This window comes from Fischerella sp. (assembly GCF_013388695.1).
In the GTDB taxonomy this organism is placed as follows: domain Bacteria; phylum Cyanobacteriota; class Cyanobacteriia; order Cyanobacteriales; family Nostocaceae; genus PCC9605.
Genome location: NZ_JACAEU010000194.1, coordinates 1 through 17,494, shown reverse-complemented (window position 1 = coordinate 17,494; position 17,494 = coordinate 1). Strand labels below are relative to the sequence as shown.

General features: G+C 42.7%; 14 protein-coding genes, 1 pseudogene and 1 CRISPR repeat array. Of the genes and pseudogenes, 5 read left to right on the top strand and 10 right to left on the bottom strand.

Annotated elements, in window-relative coordinates:
• Positions 1 to 68 precede the first annotated feature (68 nt).
• Positions 69 to 200, bottom strand: a complete 132-nt coding sequence (locus HXY43_RS25625; RefSeq protein ID WP_290889701.1) for a hypothetical protein — start codon at positions 198 to 200, stop codon at positions 69 to 71.
• Between the two features lie 52 nt (positions 201 to 252).
• Between HXY43_RS25625 and HXY43_RS25620 the strand changes: the two genes are divergently transcribed.
• The 4 genes from HXY43_RS25620 (at position 253) to HXY43_RS25605 (ending at position 7,457) form a co-directional block, all read left to right on the top strand.
• Positions 253 to 441, top strand: coding sequence for a hypothetical protein (locus tag HXY43_RS25620; RefSeq protein WP_290889698.1), 189 nt, complete (start codon positions 253 to 255; stop codon positions 439 to 441).
• A 159-nt stretch (positions 442 to 600) separates the two neighbouring features.
• Complete coding sequence (gene psaC / locus HXY43_RS25615; RefSeq protein ID WP_026735504.1) at positions 601 to 846, top strand: photosystem I iron-sulfur center protein PsaC; 246 nt, start codon at positions 601 to 603, stop codon at positions 844 to 846.
• Positions 847 to 1,148: 302 nt separating this feature from the next.
• Positions 1,149 to 3,050 (top strand): glutamine--fructose-6-phosphate transaminase (isomerizing), encoded by a 1,902-nt coding sequence (gene glmS / locus HXY43_RS25610; RefSeq protein WP_290889695.1) that lies wholly within the window; start codon positions 1,149 to 1,151, stop codon positions 3,048 to 3,050.
• A gap of 158 nt (positions 3,051 to 3,208) precedes the next feature.
• Positions 3,209 to 3,598: direct repeats of the CRISPR family, unit length 36 nt; unit sequence GTTTCCATTAATTCGCCTCCACATTGTTAGTGGAGA.
• A 649-nt stretch (positions 3,599 to 4,247) separates the two neighbouring features.
• Positions 4,248 to 7,457 carry an SUMF1/EgtB/PvdO family nonheme iron enzyme gene (locus tag HXY43_RS25605; RefSeq protein WP_290889692.1) on the top strand — a complete coding sequence of 1,070 codons (3,210 nt, stop codon included), beginning with the start codon at positions 4,248 to 4,250 and terminating at the stop codon, positions 7,455 to 7,457.
• A 131-nt stretch (positions 7,458 to 7,588) separates the two neighbouring features.
• Here HXY43_RS25605 and HXY43_RS25600 read toward each other — a convergent pair whose 3' ends face one another.
• From HXY43_RS25600 to HXY43_RS25590, 3 genes and pseudogenes are all read right to left on the bottom strand, one after another.
• Positions 7,589 to 7,843: a hypothetical protein gene (locus tag HXY43_RS25600; RefSeq protein WP_290889707.1), complete on the bottom strand. Its 255-nt coding sequence runs from the start codon at positions 7,841 to 7,843 to the stop codon at positions 7,589 to 7,591.
• Positions 7,828 to 8,091 (bottom strand): hypothetical protein, encoded by a 264-nt coding sequence (locus tag HXY43_RS25595; RefSeq protein ID WP_290889689.1) that lies wholly within the window; start codon positions 8,089 to 8,091, stop codon positions 7,828 to 7,830. Before HXY43_RS25595 ends, HXY43_RS25600 begins: the two co-directional genes overlap by 16 nt.
• A 140-nt stretch (positions 8,092 to 8,231) precedes the next feature.
• Positions 8,232 to 8,598 (bottom strand): annotated as a pseudogene (locus tag HXY43_RS25590) (transposase); the annotation flags it as partial.
• A gap of 191 nt (positions 8,599 to 8,789) precedes the next feature.
• Here HXY43_RS25590 and HXY43_RS25585 point away from each other — a divergent pair.
• Positions 8,790 to 10,499, top strand: coding sequence for a CHAT domain-containing protein (locus HXY43_RS25585; protein WP_290889686.1), 1,710 nt, complete (start codon positions 8,790 to 8,792; stop codon positions 10,497 to 10,499).
• Between the two features lie 373 nt (positions 10,500 to 10,872).
• Here HXY43_RS25585 and HXY43_RS25580 read toward each other — a convergent pair whose 3' ends face one another.
• From HXY43_RS25580 to HXY43_RS25555, 6 genes are read right to left on the bottom strand one after another with little or no spacing between them, the layout of a single operon-like run.
• Positions 10,873 to 11,226, bottom strand: coding sequence for a hypothetical protein (locus HXY43_RS25580; protein WP_290889683.1), 354 nt, complete (start codon positions 11,224 to 11,226; stop codon positions 10,873 to 10,875).
• Positions 11,223 to 12,899: a hypothetical protein gene (locus tag HXY43_RS25575; protein ID WP_367161507.1), complete on the bottom strand. Its 1,677-nt coding sequence runs from the start codon at positions 12,897 to 12,899 to the stop codon at positions 11,223 to 11,225. Before HXY43_RS25575 ends, HXY43_RS25580 begins: the two co-directional genes overlap by 4 nt.
• The gene (locus HXY43_RS25570) at positions 12,886 to 13,317 is read right to left on the bottom strand and encodes a hypothetical protein (protein WP_290889680.1); all 432 of its coding nucleotides are present in this window, start codon (positions 13,315 to 13,317) and stop codon (positions 12,886 to 12,888) included. Before HXY43_RS25570 ends, HXY43_RS25575 begins: the two co-directional genes overlap by 14 nt.
• 2 nt (positions 13,318 to 13,319) lie before the next feature.
• Entirely contained in the window at positions 13,320 to 14,138 is an 819-nt protein-coding gene (locus tag HXY43_RS25565; protein ID WP_290889677.1) for an RAMP superfamily CRISPR-associated protein, read from the bottom strand.
• A complete protein-coding gene (locus tag HXY43_RS25560) occupies positions 14,138 to 15,136 on the bottom strand; it encodes a CRISPR-associated protein Cmr3 (protein WP_035140284.1) in 999 nt (332 codons plus the stop codon). Before HXY43_RS25560 ends, HXY43_RS25565 begins: the two co-directional genes overlap by 1 nt.
• Complete coding sequence (locus HXY43_RS25555) at positions 15,112 to 16,761, bottom strand: type III-B CRISPR-associated protein Cas10/Cmr2 (protein WP_290889672.1); 1,650 nt, start codon at positions 16,759 to 16,761, stop codon at positions 15,112 to 15,114. The genes HXY43_RS25560 and HXY43_RS25555 overlap by 25 nt, the downstream gene beginning before the upstream one ends.
• Positions 16,762 to 17,494 lie beyond the last annotated feature (733 nt).

Genomic DNA, 17,494 nt, shown 5'->3' with positions numbered 1-17,494 from the left:
TGAATTTACAATTCACGGGTATGTAGAGACGTAGCATTGCTACGTCTCTACAATGATTTGGCATCGAACTACAAAAATGTATGCACACATAATTCATGACCAAATTCAGCAACGCCGAACTTTGAACGTACATAGCCGCCATTTTCTGCTTTGGTTTCATTGCGGTGTTCATCTGTAATAGCGACTGCTTCCCTAGTCACTTGGATATCTAAATCTTTACCTTCTACACCGGGAATTTGATCAGGTTATCACTTGTATTTTGTAGTTCAACCGCTGGCTTCCAACCCACTTCAGGCTGATATTGAAAACTTAACATTTCGTCAAAAATTTGATCCATTTGACCAAAGAGGACGCGGAGAGTGGGGAAGATGGGGAGATGGGGAGATGGGGAGAGTGGGAGAAATAACTACTAACCACCAACCACCAACCACCAACCACTAACTACTAACCAATGACAAATGACCATTGACTATTGACCATCCCTATTACGTTGTTTGAAGTTATGTAGCCTTTTGATTACGACGGCTAAGCCACTGCGGTAAACTAAGCCTTGATTATGATTCTTTCGCAGAGAAGAACACTCGGAAAGGAGCCTTTTTAATGTCTCATACCGTAAAAATCTACGATACCTGTATTGGCTGCACCCAATGCGTCCGTGCTTGTCCAACTGACGTGTTGGAAATGGTTCCCTGGGATGGCTGTAGAGCTGCTCAAATAGCCTCTTCCCCCCGCACAGAAGACTGTGTTGGCTGCAAGCGGTGTGAAACTGCTTGTCCAACCGACTTTTTGAGCATCCGGGTTTACCTGGGAGCTGAAACCACTCGCAGTATGGGTCTGGCTTACTAAAACGCAGAAAAGCCCACCCCTCATAGGGGTGTAAATGAATCTGCTGCCCCTTGAGGGGCAGTGTATAAAGTCGGATAGCAAACACTTTTAGAACTTAGGGTGGGCATTCCTCACCATTCAATCAGAGTGGTGGGCAATGTCCAACCTAAAAAATTTATCTCTTTCTATAAAAAAGTCCAAAAATCTTAGCATATGAACGCTAAAGACAGCTATATAGCTTCTTTTGCTCTTTGCTGATGTCGGATGATTGTGCTAACAACTATACTGGATTTAATCATCCTGAAAATGTGGTGGTGTGAGCTATGTGCGGTATCGTTGGCTATGTTGGCACTCAAGCGGCAACAGAAATTTTGTTATCTGGGCTGGAAAAACTGGAGTATCGGGGTTACGATTCTGCGGGAATTGCCACGATCTGGGAAGGAGAAATTAATTGCGTTCGGGCTAAAGGCAAACTATACAACCTGCGTTCCAAGTTAGAACAGCTAGATGCCCCCGCTCAAATTGGTATCGGTCATACTCGCTGGGCAACTCATGGTAAACCAGAAGAATACAACGCCCATCCCCATATGGATACGGCGATGCGGGTAGCAGTGGTGCAAAATGGTATTATCGAAAACTATCGTGAGCTACGCGAACAACTCAAGACCCAAGGACATCAATTTCGCTCAGATACAGATACAGAAGTCATACCTCACTTAATCGCTCAGTTGATCGAGGAAGAAATTGCTCTTGGACAAATTAATTCTGACTCTGTGTTCTTAGAGTCGGTGCGAAAAGCTGTTAATAAATTGCAAGGTGCATTTGCGATCGCGATTATCTGCGCCGACTATCCCGATGAACTCATTGTCGTTCGTCAACAAGCTCCCTTGGTGATTGGTTTTGGGCAAGGAGAGTTTTTCTGTGCTTCCGATACTCCCGCGATTATTTCCCATACCCGTGCGGTGCTACCCCTGGAAAATGGCGAAATAGCACGTCTCACTCCTTTGGGTGTGGAAATTTACAGCTTTGCTGGCCAAAGGTTGAAAAAACATCCCCGTCTACTCAGCTTGAATCCCATGATGGTAGAAAAACAAGGATTCAAGCACTTCATGCTCAAGGAAATTTACGAGCAACCGGGAGTGGTAAGAGCTTGTTTGGAAGCTTATTTCAACACGGATTGGAATGCAACTAATAGTGGTGATTCCCCCATCAATATTGGTTTGCCAAGTGAACTTTATACCAATTTAGAGCAAATTCAAATCGTCGCTTGCGGTACTAGTTGGCACGCGGCATTAGTGGGTAAATATTTACTAGAACAACTGGCAGAAATACCGACTCAGGTACAGTATGCTTCTGAGTTCCGCTATGCTCCCTCACCCCTAACGTCTAATACGCTCACTATTGGCGTTACCCAATCCGGTGAAACAGCTGATACACTGGCAGCCTTGGCAATGGAACAAGAACGACGTCAAGGTAGAGAAGCTAAATATCAAGCACGACTTTTGGGAATTACCAATCGCCCAGAAAGTAGTTTGGGACACATGGTTCCGCATATCATTAATACCCTTGCCGGGATTGAAGTTGGAGTGGCGGCGACAAAAACTTTTATTGCCCAACTAATGGCGTTTTACGCTTTGGCGCTAGATTTAGCCTATCGTCGTCAAACACTTCCTCCAGATATTTTAGAGGATATTCTCAAAGGATTATGGCAGATTCCCAAGGAAATTGAAGCAAATTTGGAAGGCCAAGAAAAATTAACCGAACAACTAGCACATGAGTTTGCTGAAACACAAGATTTCATCTTTTTGGGTAGAGGAATAAACTTTCCTATTGCCTTGGAAGGAGCGTTGAAACTAAAGGAAATTAGCTACATTCACGCTGAAGGCTACCCAGCTGGCGAAATGAAGCACGGCCCTATCGCTTTGTTGGATGCAAAAGTACCAGTAGTGGCGATCGCTGTACCTGGTAGTGTCTACGAAAAAGTTATCTCTAATGCTCAAGAAGCAAAAGCTCGTGATTCTAGGTTAATTGGTGTTACACCTGTCAAAGAGGGAGAAGCAGCGGAAATATTTAACGATCTCATTCCCCTTTCTTTTGTGGATGAATTACTTTCCCCCATCCTAAGTGTGATTCCTTTGCAATTACTGGCTTATCATATTGCTGCCCGTCGCGGCTTGGATGTAGATCAGCCTCGTAATCTTGCTAAGAGTGTTACTGTGGAATAGTATCAATTTATACTTTATTGTTAGTTGTGAGGTACTGGTTGGGGGGGTGCTGCTAGGATTTGATTAATTCGCCTCTACATTTTTATACCGATTCAATAAATGTTTGTAACAGATCCTGATGTAGAGACGCGCCATGGCGCGTCTCTACAATATCTATTTGTCGCATTCTTTTTTCAAATCGGTATTAGTGGAGACTCTGTAGTATCAAGAGATGATACCAGCGAATTTCTGTTTCCATTAATTCGCCTCCACATTGTTAGTGGAGACAATCTTATATTGATGTTGCTTTGAAGGCAGAGCGTTTCCATTAATTCGCCTCCACATTGTTAGTGGAGATCTAGAAGCATAAAAGGATCATCGAGATATTCCAGTTTCCATTAATTCGCCTCCACATTGTTAGTGGAGACCATCTCCCATCGATGGAGCATTGCCCCTGAAGCGGTTTCCATTAATTCGCCTCCACATTGTTAGTGGAGAGATCTTGCAGATCCGCCTGGGGGTTGGAAACTTCCGTTTCCATTAATTCGCCTCCACATTGTTAGTGGAGACGCTGGAGTTTGAAAGCCTTGAAATAAAAGACTTACAGTACCCAATTTCGCGAACCAGATCCAAAAGTACCGTTTCAGCCATCGCCTGTCAAATACCTTGATGTGTAAAATTGTCCAGAAATCATTTTTGGTAAGGATTTCAGCGTTTTCGCGAACCTCGTTTTTAGATAAAATCGCTCAAAGCTAGTACAGATAAGCTTTTGAAACTTATATAACAAGTGTTCGATCAAAACAGCTAGGGGTTCGCGCAAAAATGTAGTGTCTGGTGGAATTCACTTTTGATCTGATACATATTTTATTCTGTTTGCTGAATGATACAGTACTAGGTTTTTTGGAAGTGCGATCGCCCTTTTGAAAAGTGAGAATCAACCTTAGTCTCCAGAAGATATTGAAACTAGGTTTTTTGGAAATGCGATCGCCCTTTTGAAATAGTCGGTAGTTGACTTCTTTAAAATGAAACAACCCTACCTTTTTTATGTGGGCAAGAAGATATTTGATACAACACTTTGCATGGAAATGAAGTACACCCTCACCCTCTTTCCCTCTCCCAAAATTGAGAGAGGGAAAGAGGGTGAAGGATTTGCTAACTGTACTTGATTCACTTGGAATCTGCTGTATGCTGCAAAAATAGCATATTTGGTATGAGTACATGGCTAAGGGCATCCAACAAAAATTACCTCTATGGCTAAATGCAACGCTTTTGAGTGTGTCGTTACCGTTGTTACTCAGCGGTAGTATAAAAGCCCAGAATTGTACTCAAGCAGATATTCGCGTAAAGATAGAGCAATTCAAGGATGCAAAAGCTCTCAAAGCTGCCCGTAATGACGTAGTCCAGTGTGGGGAAGGCGCAGTTCCATTATTGGCAAATGCCCTGAGTGATAGTGAGGCAGCTATTAGAGCTAATGCCGCCTATAGTTTGGGAAAGATTGGGGTAGATGCCCAGAAAGTTGCACCTGATGTAGTTGAAGCCTTGGGAGATAGTGATGAAGCAGTTCGCACTAATGCAGCTTCTGCTTTGATCCAAATTGGCAGAATGGTACACAAGCAGGGGGATACACTGTCAGAGTGGGACTACCAAGCAATTCAAGACCTGAAAACCCTCAAGCAAAATTTGGAAGAAGCTCTCAAGCGTTTGGAAAAAGACAAACGGAAATGGAAGACTAAGGAAAAAGACATCCAGGATTTACGCCTGACTCGCAATGCATTGCAAACTAAGTTAAACCAGCTGACAGACCAACCCCTTTACCAAGCAATTCAATGGTTTGGGAACAATCCCTGGATATGGCTGGCAGTTGGTTATTTAGTAGGCTATTTTGGCATCTTTATTGTTCGCCCTACCTTTTTGTTACAACTAGATGAGTGGGTCAAGCCCGCGACTTTTACTATTCCTGTTGTTAACTTGCCAGTTTCGCTACGGTGCTTACTCTTTCTCAAGTATCATCCCAGGGTGCTGGATGCGTGGGTAAACAAGCGGCTTAAGACTGCCCAAGAACAATTTGATAGTCGTCCCACGGTTGAGAATCGTAAAATACACATTGCTGAACCTTTTGTGTTGAATAGCCAGAAAGTTGACATCAAGGATTTCAACGCTAAAGCACTAACAAACACCTTTGCCAAATCCCAAGTGCGGCTGGTTATTTGCGGGGAAGGTGGGTCAGGTAAAACCAGTCTTGCCTGTCAAATTGCCAAGTGGTCGATGGCAAAACAGAAAGATGAACGCCTCTGCCAACACCAAATGCTGCCGATCTTGATTGAGGAAGAATTAGATCAGCCCTTGTTAGAAACCATTGGCGGGCTATTGAAAGAACTAACACAGGAAGGCCAACCTATCCCAGAGGAGCTACTGAAGCAACTGCTAGCGAAGCGGCGGATTTTGGTTATTGTCGATCACCTCTCGGAAATGAGTGCAGAAACCCGCAAGGCGATTCAGCCACAAAATAAGGAATTTCCAGCTAATGCCTTAATCGTTACTTCTCGCCTAAAGGACATTTTAGGGTCAGAAGTAGCCCCAACCTTCATAGAACCCTTTCGGATTTCCGTTAGTAGCCTCGCCTCGTTTCTCAACCGATACTTGGAAAAAAAGGGAAAGGCACACCTATTTGATGGACTAGATTATTCAGAAGCTTATCGCCGCCTTGAGAGGATGGCAAGTGTCAGGCAAGTTGAGCAAATAGAACCTAATAAACAAGGCATCACCATTCTACTGGTCAAACTCTACGCAGATCAGATGATTGCTGCCAAAGAAGGTGAATTCACCGAATATTTACCAGATAATGTGCCTGATTTGATGCTGCAATACCTGGATGAATTAAATAAATCAACTCAAGGGGAACTGGATAATCAAAAGGTTCATGAAATTGCTGAGGTTGTGGCATGGAAATGCATAGAGCCTGCCTTCAAGCCGGAATCTGCTGGTTGTACAGAAGTTTTAAAAGCCCTGGAATCCTTGGAATCAGTTGCAGAAACAGCAAAAGAAAACGCTCAAAAACACCTTAAGTATCTGGAAAGGAGACTCTCCTTAGTTCGTGTCAAAAATCAAACACTGCGCTTCAGCCTCGATCCTCTCGCAGAGTATCTAGCAGGGTTATATTTGGTTCAAAACTATCGGGACGATCAAGCAGCTTGGAATAACTTGATAGAAGCAGCTAATGATAAACCAGGTTTTCCAGAAGAAATTAAAGGCTTTTTGTTAGCACTGCGGGACTGTTGCGAGGTGAAAGGGAAACAGTTCCATGTTCCTGATTTTGTGGCAGAGAAGGTGGGTGAAAAGGCAGGTTTAGACCTGGAAAAAGTCCGGGAATTTCAACGCCAACGACGAGTGCGAATTTTAATTCAGGAGCTTTCTGCACCAGAGGCAGAATACCGTGTCCGTGCTGCAACTGATTTGGGAACTATAGGCAAAGATGCAATCTCAGCTATTCCTCGCTTGCATAGACTTTTAGAAAATGACAGCGAAGTTGCCAAAGTTCGCAGAGAAGCAGCCAAAGCACTCAAGCAGCTTGGGGAACAAATTCCCATGCTGACTGCACAAATCAACAACACAGTAGAGTCGATTCGCCTAGTGGAACATCCACCCACAGTGGAGATAGACCTTGGTAATCAGGTCATATTAGAAATGGTGCAAATTCCAGGCGGTACATTTTGCATGGGTGCACCTCCACAAGAGAAAGACTCAGATAATAGTGAGCGTCCCCAGCATCAAGTGACCATCTCGTCATTCTTAATGGGTAAGTATCCAGTTACCCAGGTGCAGTGGCAGGCGATCGCATCACTGCCAAAGGTAGAGCGTAACCTTGATCCCAAACCGTCTTACTTCAAAGGCGGCGATCGTCCTGTCGAGCAAGTGAATTGGTACGATGCTGTAGAATTTTGTGCCAGACTTTCTCAAAAAACAGGGCAGGAATTTCGGCTGCCAAGCGAAGCCGAGTGGGAATATGCATGTCGTGCGGGAACAACAACCCCATTTCACTTTGGTGAGACGATTTCAAGTGATTTGGCGAATTATAATTGCAGCTATATCTATGGTTCTGAAGATAAAGGTATAAATCGTAGCGAAACTACTCCAGTTGGGATGTTTCAGGTTGCTAATGCCTTTGGTTTATACGACATGCACGGGTTAGTCTGGGAATGGTGTGCAGATACTTGGCATGAAAACTACGAGGGAGCACCCACAGATGGGAGTGCGTGGATAGATGAGAATACAAATGATATTCAAAACCGACTGATGCGCGGTGGTTCTTGGAACAACAATCCTGGAAAATGTCGTTCTGCCACTCGCAGCAACTACGGCGTCCCAGACGCCAGGAAGCTGAACATCGGGTTTCGGGTGGTATCTGTTGTTGCGACGAGGATGAAATAGCCTTTGACCGAATAAGGCAAAAGTAAAAAGTTAAAAGGCAAAAGAAAGAAAAAGGAAGAGAAAGGTAAAAAGTCAAAAGTTATTAGATGAACAATCTTCTTTTTACTTTTAACTTTTACCTTTTGACTTAATTAGTGCGAATCTATATGTGTCACCTCAATACTTTGTTCCTCCGTGTAACGCCAGTAAAACCGTTTCGCCATCGAAGCAGAAGAACTCCAAATATCACCGTTTTTGCAGCGATACCGATGGCTTCTCAAGCTGCGATAAGCCGGGCCATTATTAGCGAAACATTCAAAAGCTTTGTTGTATTGCTTGCGGTCTTTTGCGGATAATGCATCAAGTTGTTTTTGAGCTTGAAGAGTGAAAACTAAACGGAACAAGATAAGTAAAAAGTAAAAAGGTAAAAGAAAGTCTTTTGACTTTTGACTTTTAACTTTTGACTTTTAACTTCGCTTGCAGGGTTGAATTTCAACGCTAAGGGACGGTAGTATTCGACATCGCCTAGCAAACAGGCGAGATATTCGCGTACCTGCAAGTCAATACACTGACGGTAACTCACTTCTCCGGCGTAGGGATGCAGTACAAAGGTTCGCAGTTTGGCTTCCCAATGAAGAAGTTTAAAGGCATTCATTTGAGAAAAGGTAATGGACTAAACGGCCAAGTTTCCATTAATTCAACTTCCGAAGAAGTTTAAAGTTTGGCGGTGCAGTATTGTGGAAACAATTCAACAAAGTTTCCATTAATTCAATTTCCGATGATCTTTTTACCTGCATCAAAACCAACTAACTGGCTCACCATTGCTGCACTTTTAACACTTTGGCTGTCAATTATTGCCTCGGATGGACTTGGATGGCGTTGATGTTCTATGCGAACCCAAACTCTTACGACTGTCGTGGATTTTTAGCCAAGTCCCGTCTTTACGCCAATTGCGAAAGTACGTATAGACCGTTTGCCAAGCTGGAAAATCCCCTGGTAGCGATCGCCATCTGACTCCTTCTACCAAAATGTAGAAAATCGCGTTTAGGACTTGCCACATATCGACTTCACGCTTACGACCACCCGGTTTTGCTTCTGGAATTAGGTCACTAATCAATTTATATTGTTCCAAGCTCAGGTTGCTGGGGTAAGCTTTACTCATACCACTCTCTCGGTGCTGTTTACTATCTATTCACAGCGTATACTGAGAGAGCTTTTTTACAACATACTCGACTTTTCAAACACCCTCTTAGTTCAGAAAATGACCGGATAGCTTGGATTGAGAAAATCAGAGGTAGTTTCGATTTATTTCTCTCTCTAATTTACAAGCATCTTCCTAGTTCAGAATATGCTTTGCAGCAAGCGTTAGATTTTGTCCTCAAACGCAAAGCTTTAACAGCCGCGTCACTGGCTGCTCAAAATGAAGCCTTATATAGCAATCGCTATCCCCATCTCCAAGAACAGTTTCGTCAACTGGCTGATTTGAATGCACAGTTGGTAAAGTTGACTTTTTCTACTCCTCAAATCAGTGATTTCACTACCTACCAGAAAGAGTTAGCAGGACTGGAGGCTAGATATAACCACTTACAAAAACAACTAGCAGCTCAAGTACCAGAAATTCAATTAACAGAGAAACTTGGCGATCGCTTTGCAGTAGCAGAGGCATTACCAACTAATGCGATATTAGTTGAATTTGTCCGGTTCGATGTCTTCGATTTTCATGCAATCCCAGCCAGAGGAGAAATACAATGGCATCCTGCTCGTTATCTGGCATTTGTCTTAAGAACTGGACAACCAGATGCAGTGCAGATGATCGATTTAGGAGAAGCCGAAGCTATAGATGAGCTGATTTTAGCATTGCGATCGCTTGCTTGTGACCCAACTAAAAAAACCCTGGCGTGGGGAAAAGTCGCTGACCTACCTAAATTGCAAGTTAAACAATACGATCCAACGGTAGCTATTCAACTGAGTCGAGTGCTTTTTGAGCCGATCCGTGAGGTGGTGCAAGGTTACGAACATCTGATCGTTGCACCGGATGGGAATCTGAACTTATTGCCGTTTCAAATATTACCAATTGATCAGACAGGTACACACCTGCTCATGGATGAATACATCATCTCGTATTTAGGTGTCGGGCGGGACATGCTCCGTTCTAGAGTACAGACTGCACGCACTGCGGATGCACCGATTGTAATTGCCGATCCAGATTTTGATTTGGCTAGTGAGCAGAAGATTGAGGAAGTAAAAGAACCAGGGAGAGAAGAATTTATCGATACTCTTGATGGTGAGGTTTTATCTCGCGCGATCGGTACAAGGTTTCTTGGTGAAAGTGTCGCCAAAAAGCTACCAGATGCACGGTTATATATGGGAACACAAGCACTTGAAACCCACCTAACCAGTAGTAAGTGTCCCAAAGTTATGCTCATCGCCACTCACGGTTTATTTTTACCCGACTCGCCGCAAGCACCACCTAAGATGAAGCGTGAAGAGTTGGGGATAAAGCGTTTTGAGGTGTCAAAGGTAAAAAACCCGATGATGCGTTCTGGACTTGCTCTTGCGGGTGCAAATACTTGGTTATCTGGGGGTAATCTACCACCCCAAGCAGGTAAAGGCTTTGTCTTTGCTCAGGAGATCGCCAGCTTGGACTTGTGGGCGAACGAACTGACTGTATTGTCTGCCTGCGATACTGCCAGAGGAGATATTAAAATTGGCGAAGGTGTATTTGGATTGCGTCGTGCTTTTGCTGTTGCAGGTTCAAAAACACTTGTAATGAGCCTGTGGAAAGTACCTGATAGAGCAACTGCGCTATTGATGGATCGGTTTTTTGATAACTTGCAATCAGGGATGGGGCGTACTGAAGCGTTACAGAATGCTCAAAATTATATACGTAAAATTACGGTAAAAAAATTGCGGCAATCTGCTTTGGGTATGGAAGTGTTGAAAGAACTTTTGGGAGTAAAGGAATTATCACCACAAAGTAAAATTGATTGTTATGAAGAAGATGCACCGCTTGAGCATCCCTTTTACTGGGGTGCGTGGATTTGTCAAACAAGTGAAAAATAAAAGTTAAAAGTAAAAACAGAAGAGATAATTCTTCTGCACCGTAACTTTCGTTGGCGATCGCGCTTAACACAAAAAAAGCTAAGTCACTGACTCTAAGAGTTCATTTATAAAGAAAATCTCATCCCCACAACCCCCCTAAAAAAAGGGGGATTAAGGTGGAATCTACAATCGACGTAAGGGTTAGAGATCCTTAATATTCACTTTATAAATCACCTATAACATATTAGCAATCTCTTGAAGGCGTTTTTGTAATTTTTCACGTGTAAATGGCAATTCAAGTAGCTGGAGTGCTTTAAAAAATGGCTCTTTGACATGTTCATTATATATTTTCATTACATCAGAACCACATTCTGTTTTAGAACCTCTCAAATATTTAACAACAATAAAGTATCTGTTCTTCAGAAAAAATCTGTGATTGATCGGTCAACAAAACTATAATTCGTTCAGGTTTGATATTTTTTTGCTGAAAATAACGGCAAAAAGTGTCAAGCAACGGAAATATTAAATCTTGATAATCATCGAGACGATGACCGTAGACACAACCTATAACACGGGCAGGTGCGGTGTAGTTTGAGTCTCGGTCATAAGGGTTCAACTTTGAGAGATTGGCAAATTCATTACATACAAGGTCATCGCGTACATCACTGTATAAGGAACCCCAGTTATTTTTGCGATCGCGTAGAATTTGTACGTCGATGTTACCCGTTGTGACAATCCACGTTGTCATAGTCTACGCTCCTGTGGATATAGTTGAGTAAACCGTCTGTGTTGAGCGAGGAATTCCAGAAACCCCCGTGTTCTCTCATCTTCGCGGTTGGGAAAAATTGTTAACAGTTCGATAAATTCGTCACCTTGACGTTGTAAGTCACCGTCCTCCGTCTTGATATATCGAGGATACATGCGATGCCAAATCCGACCAATTTGATTAATTCTTCCAGTTAAAATTGAGCCTTTAATCGAGGCGTTGGTGTTATAGTTACTGTGAAACCAGCGCACCGCCAAACAGTCGTCTTCATCTCTAGCAATGCGTCCCCATACTTCGACGTTATTAGGATGCCATGCTTCACGCCAAGGTGCTGGTGTGTCGCGTAAAGGTTTTTGTTTGATTTGTAACCAGTCTCTTAGATTTCTTTCACGCAGATTGTGTAAAAAAACCGTAATATCACTTAATTTATTAATAGGATAATATAAATTTTTCGACAATTCAGTAAATTCCCAATGACATCCAATCATCGGATTGACCTGATTTCTAACATAATCATTGAAAAAGATACGATGGTCAACTCGTCGCCATGACTTACCAAACCCACTCAGGAGTAAAGTAAATTTGATCAGGTTGATTGCAAGGGTTCTCAATCTTTTGCTTTCATTTTCTGAGAGATTGCAAGTAGAAAATAAGGTCAAAATTCCTTCCTCTAACTCATAGGTAGGCATTGAAACCCAGTTACCATTATCGTTTCTATACCTATATTCACTTAATTCCAACTCAATGGAGTTAAAAGCTATACCTAAAACCCCAGCCACTGCACCATCACGCTTAAATCCTCCCCAAAGTTCGTTTGTCAAGTCTTCTGCTGTTACCGCATCGGTGACACCGCCAAAAAGCCTTAACGTATGTCCGCGTAAAGCGGCTTTAAACATATTAGGGCGGAACTCTTCAGAACCATCTAGTAATTTAGACGCTAAACCTTGTCCGTGTAACCAAATTTTCAGCAACTTGTTTTGCGAGTGTTTTACAGGTTGTCCGTACCCCGCACTTGTGCGGGAACCAATTCCCCGTTCCAAGGCGGTTTCCCAAATCTGCCAAATTTCCTCCCATATAGTTTCGTCTAGTTTGTTGCTACTCGATATTGCAAATACGAGCGTTGGTTGATACAAGGAAATGAGTGCAAATGCTCCATCGTTTTTAGTATTATTTTTGACTTGCCAGGGTTGTTGTGGATGGACAATATCGACTAAAGACTGGTTGCGCCACGTCGCATCGCGCGGATATCCGCCATGAAATCGCAGAATTCCCGGTTCAGTGTCACCATTTTTATTCTTGCTACCACAATACCGTTGTGCTTGTTCGTGAGTACAAGCCCGTAGGAATGCACCTTTCATGCTTGCACCCGGATAGAATGGAAACCCATTAGCAGCGATGACAGGACGAATAAAATCAGCATCACTACCACTATTGGTTACAAATCTCCATGTAATTTTACACTCTTTTTTACGGAAATTTGCGGTGTTTTGTTTTGTCAGCAAATTTGGTAGACGCTGTGCAGTTCCTTCAAGCCACTCATCCACCCAGCGATAGGCTGGATTTTCTTGATGGCGATCGATATATTGCATTTGACCGCGCCCTGATATCTGCGCTTGAAACATTAACGGAACTTCATTGGCATTATGCGTCATCATTCACGTTCTCCTGTTCTCTTCTCTTGTATCGCTGCGTCCACCACACAAGGCTGTCACAGAACTGTGTTAGCACCGCCAAGCAAATTCGTTGGTCTTCAAGGGAAAGGTTCCAAAGTTCTTGGGCAACAGCTTGAATCTGTTCCGTGTCATGATTAGAAACATTATTCTTGGGAAGAGTAATCCCGGTTCGCGTCATAATAGTTGCGAACTTTTGCCAGGTTTCACACCAATACCTACCTTTTGCTTGTTCCTTGGCGTCGCTTTTAGTCAACAAGCGTAAGTGTTCTCCCCAAAATCTTTCCAAACCGTATGCAACCGTTGTCCGCATTCTGTGCGATTCTTTAATCACATCGTCGTTGCGGTATTTGAGGACAAGGCGCTGTGCTTCACGGTCTAAATTATACGGATACCAACTCATGCCTATACCCCCTTAAGTGTCAACTCGCAGTATCCAAAACCAATCGATTCTAGTCCACCAAGGTACATTTCAGCCTTCCGCTTACCATTGAAAGGGTTCCATGTTGCGTCCGTTTTCCGTAATGCGATTGGAAACACTAAAATCGTTCCTTCTGGTAACGCTTCTGTATTAAAAAATCCGTTATCATCAACTACTTTTTGGTCTTCTTTAAGCCTGACTCGACTTTGGCGATAAAGCGCCATGTCGTGAATCATCCCAATGTCAGCATCATCAACGATAACCGCAGGTAATTCTTCACCATTCAGAAACCACGCCGATAGGTTTGTGATGCCATTATCGATTGTCAAAAATCCGATGTTAAAAAACAAGGTTCTTTGACCCCGTGCTTCGCGTGTCCTCAGCTTGCGAGAACCGGTATAAGGTTCGGGTACTTCTTGAGTCATTTCAGTAATGCGTTTGTAGCGTTTGAGGAGACGGGGAGAACTCACCCAAACCATTGGTTGTCCGGGACTAAATACGGGAAACCAGATAATTGATGCGTGTTCAAATTTAACGATAGACTCGTTATTGACATTTGATCGCTCCGAGTCCGCTGCTTCGCCATACCAATAGTTAACCTGTGCATTTCCTTGCGCTTCGTCATCAAAACATTGACGCATATCTGCACGAAAGCGACCGCGTAGAGAACTAGCAGGAATAATACCAGTTTGGGTGAACTGGTCGCGGAAAATCAGGTTCAAATTACCGCTTTCTTCTCCAGCTGCCGCACCAACGTGCAGTGGAGAAAGGGTTTCAATGATACCGTGTGCGCGTTTGTACATTACTCAACTCCATCAATATTCACAGGTAGACATAATCCACAGCCAACTTTTTGCAGGCTGTAGCCTTCGTTAGGAAACCACGTTTCGTCCCAATTCCGCCATGATTTACCAATTGGTTTATTTAAGACATATACGCTTCCTGCTGGAACTGCGTAACGTCCGCGTCCTAACCTACCTGTGGCGCGGTAGCGGTAGGGGATAGGTTTATCGGTTAAGAGTAGTGGCGTGCCAAAGGTTTCCTCAAACTCAAGGGGGTAGCGGTGCGAAAACCGCGTCGAACCCCAAACACCGGGTACAATTAATGCGAATGCACGTTCAATTGGTTGCTCAAATAGTTCGAGTATCTTTTTGCGGGTAATTTTCTCGCACTCGATTTCGACGATATGGTTTTCACCCCCGAAACGATACCATCCTGCTTCGATGGGATAAGTCGCTAGGTAAACCAAACAATATTCCTCTGGTAGTTGAACCGCGCTTTCTAGAAACAAACCACCCGAATTTTTGACGCAGCGTTGATTAACTTCCATCTGCGGATGTAAAAAGCTGACGCTTTTCCACGGTGATTTTGCCGCCGACTGGTTTGATTTGATGACGCGGGCTGGTTTACCCCAAGCACCAATTTTTTGCCATTGATAGTCAGGTTCGAGCTTTTTTGCTGCATTTTCTCGATACCATTGACCATTACGGATAACCCAAGTATCAACTCCATGTTCGGAGATAATTTGATGCCAGGGAATAGGTACATAAAAATCTTGTTTATCCTCGCAGTCTGCCCAAAATGGGCCCGCCACTACAAGTTCATGACGTAACTCTTCTTGTGTATAGGTTTTGCTAATTTTATTCGCACTAAATATTAGCCCAGAAAGTGTACTTGCATCAGGTGGAAACTTGGTTCCCGAACGACCAACGAGATTTTCAGGTGACAAAAACGCCCCTTTACTCCCGTACATCATACCTAACGGGCGAATTGCAATCAGGTATTCAAAGGATTTGAGCATAAATGCCAGCCGATGTATATTAAATTACGAATCCAATTGGTTGTAGCAACAGCGCGATCGTATTGATCATCGTACTCACCAACCAAATGGTCGATATGTGATTCTAAATATTCCCCTTCCCCAGGAAAATAAAGATCAAAAAATTCAATTGCAAATTTGTAATCTATTGCTGAAGGCTTAAACTCGAAGGCATGACGTGCATCAAGTTGAGCTAAATCGCCGTATACGTGACTCCAATTTGATTCCCCATTTCGGTCACTATATTTCTTCAAAATATGCAAATAATCCCAAGGACAAGTCCACTGCACATATTGTCCACTGTTGAAGACAACACGAATTGTCACCCGATTGCGTCCCCGACTTTTTGCTAGTTTCTCTGCTTCACGGCAATGTTGGAGTACATCTCTTTGGGGTACGCTACCAGCAACCCACACAAACCCGACACTTAAATTAACCTGGTTACATTCTTGTTTATTTTCTCTCCACTTAGAGCGCAAAGTCATTAACCATTCAAATGCAGCTAATGGCTTCACGGGCTTTCTGGGATTTCTACTATAAATTACTCCGAGAAAATCATCACCTCCTGCATAAATAACTCGCCCTAACCTAGTTTCTTTATAAAAATTGTTATAAAAGTTTTTTCCCCAGTTTCGCATTTCATAACTGAAATCCTTTATTCCCTGTTCTCCTCTTTGTCTAGCTATTTCTTTGAGTTTATCTCCCACTTTATCGCCATCTCCCATAAACCAACCTGTCCATTGTCCTCGTCTATTATTAGTTGGTTTACGCTGAATTTCCTTAAAACCTCTATCTAATTTCTCCATTCCAATAGTGTTGGCTATATCATCCCTAGTCACCAAACGTTTTACTAATTCAGGGATACTCAGTTTTTCATTAGGATCAATAAACTTACCTTCTATCTGTTCATCTTCACTTTCATCTTCAGATTCTGTTGATTCCTCTGTTATATTGTCAGATTTATCTACCTCTTCAGTAACCTCTGCAAGACGTTGATAAAATTGTTCGATTTCCTTTTTTTCACAACTATAATTCAGATGCTTAGGGTTGCGAGTTTCTGCGCCCAATCCAGGAAATGCTATTCCATCTGCACCTGTTAAACTAGAACTTTCTCCAATCCAATTAATTGCTTTCCAAGCACGAGAGAGTTTGCGAGTTTCTAAGTCCTCCATTGCCAAGATGATTCCTTCATCTTCTGTCTTTCCGCTTCCCTGTCCCCAAAATACTTCCCAAGCATAGTGACCCCAGTTTCGCCATTCTTTATCCCAGGAGTAATCTAATTCGCGTAATTTTCCATTTTCTGGATCATCTATCCACGACCGACATACTTGTAAAATTTTCTGCCACTCATCCAACAAAAGCCTCTGGACTTTATCTTGGCTCAATTCCCCTTTAATCAGTATCCGATTTGGCATTCCCTTTTCTAAATTGGGCAGTCCAGGAGATATAACTTCACAATTTGGAAGCTGATTAACAGCATCAACTATCTTTTTGCTTAGATGAGACAGAATTAGAGATGCACCATATAAGTCTCTTAGTTTCCGGGATTTTTCGATAAACCCTTGCACAGGAGCAAAGGTGATAGCAGTATATATAGGATGAGTCACGGTATCTTCAGAGTTTAAATATACAAACTTTTAAATCCTATCGTTAGATATTGGTGTTAATTGTGACTTTTAATTTCTGTAGCAGCATATACGTAAATAGGATGATACTGCAAGCAGAGTATACATTTCTTTGGGTATTGCTCCTATTAAGAACTGTGTATCTAATCATATTCGTAAGAACGATCGCGAATGCAGTAAACAAAACTACAACTGCTGCATAGGCGATTATTGTATAAGTTCTTCCTTTAAGTACTGCTGAATTAGTTGTTTGCTGAACTTTATGGCTACTAGCACTTCTAGAGCAATGAGATTCTACTAAATTATTAACTGATACTTAATTTATATTTAAAAATTACTTAATTTTTTCTTTAAGTTTCATTAATTTAAAATGAAGAGACTGAGTATAGTTACGCAAAAAATTAAATAAAAATTATCTTAGGTAATCAGACAGAATTAATTACACACATTGTTTTACTGTTAAGAGTTCCCCGTTCCCCGTTCCCTTTTTCCACAAATGAATTTAATTTTGCTCAACTAAGTAAGTCAGTGGAAATAAATCAAGCTATGTTACGAAACATAAATATGCTTGAAACCCTTACCAATGACCAATGACTCTTACGGGTACTCTGCCTTAAGCCGCCCTGCGGGCGTCTACATGGGGGACTCACCGGCCCCCACGACCGACAGGGAGTGGGGATTGGGGGCTTCGGGGTCCCCTCTGGGGTTGGGGGAG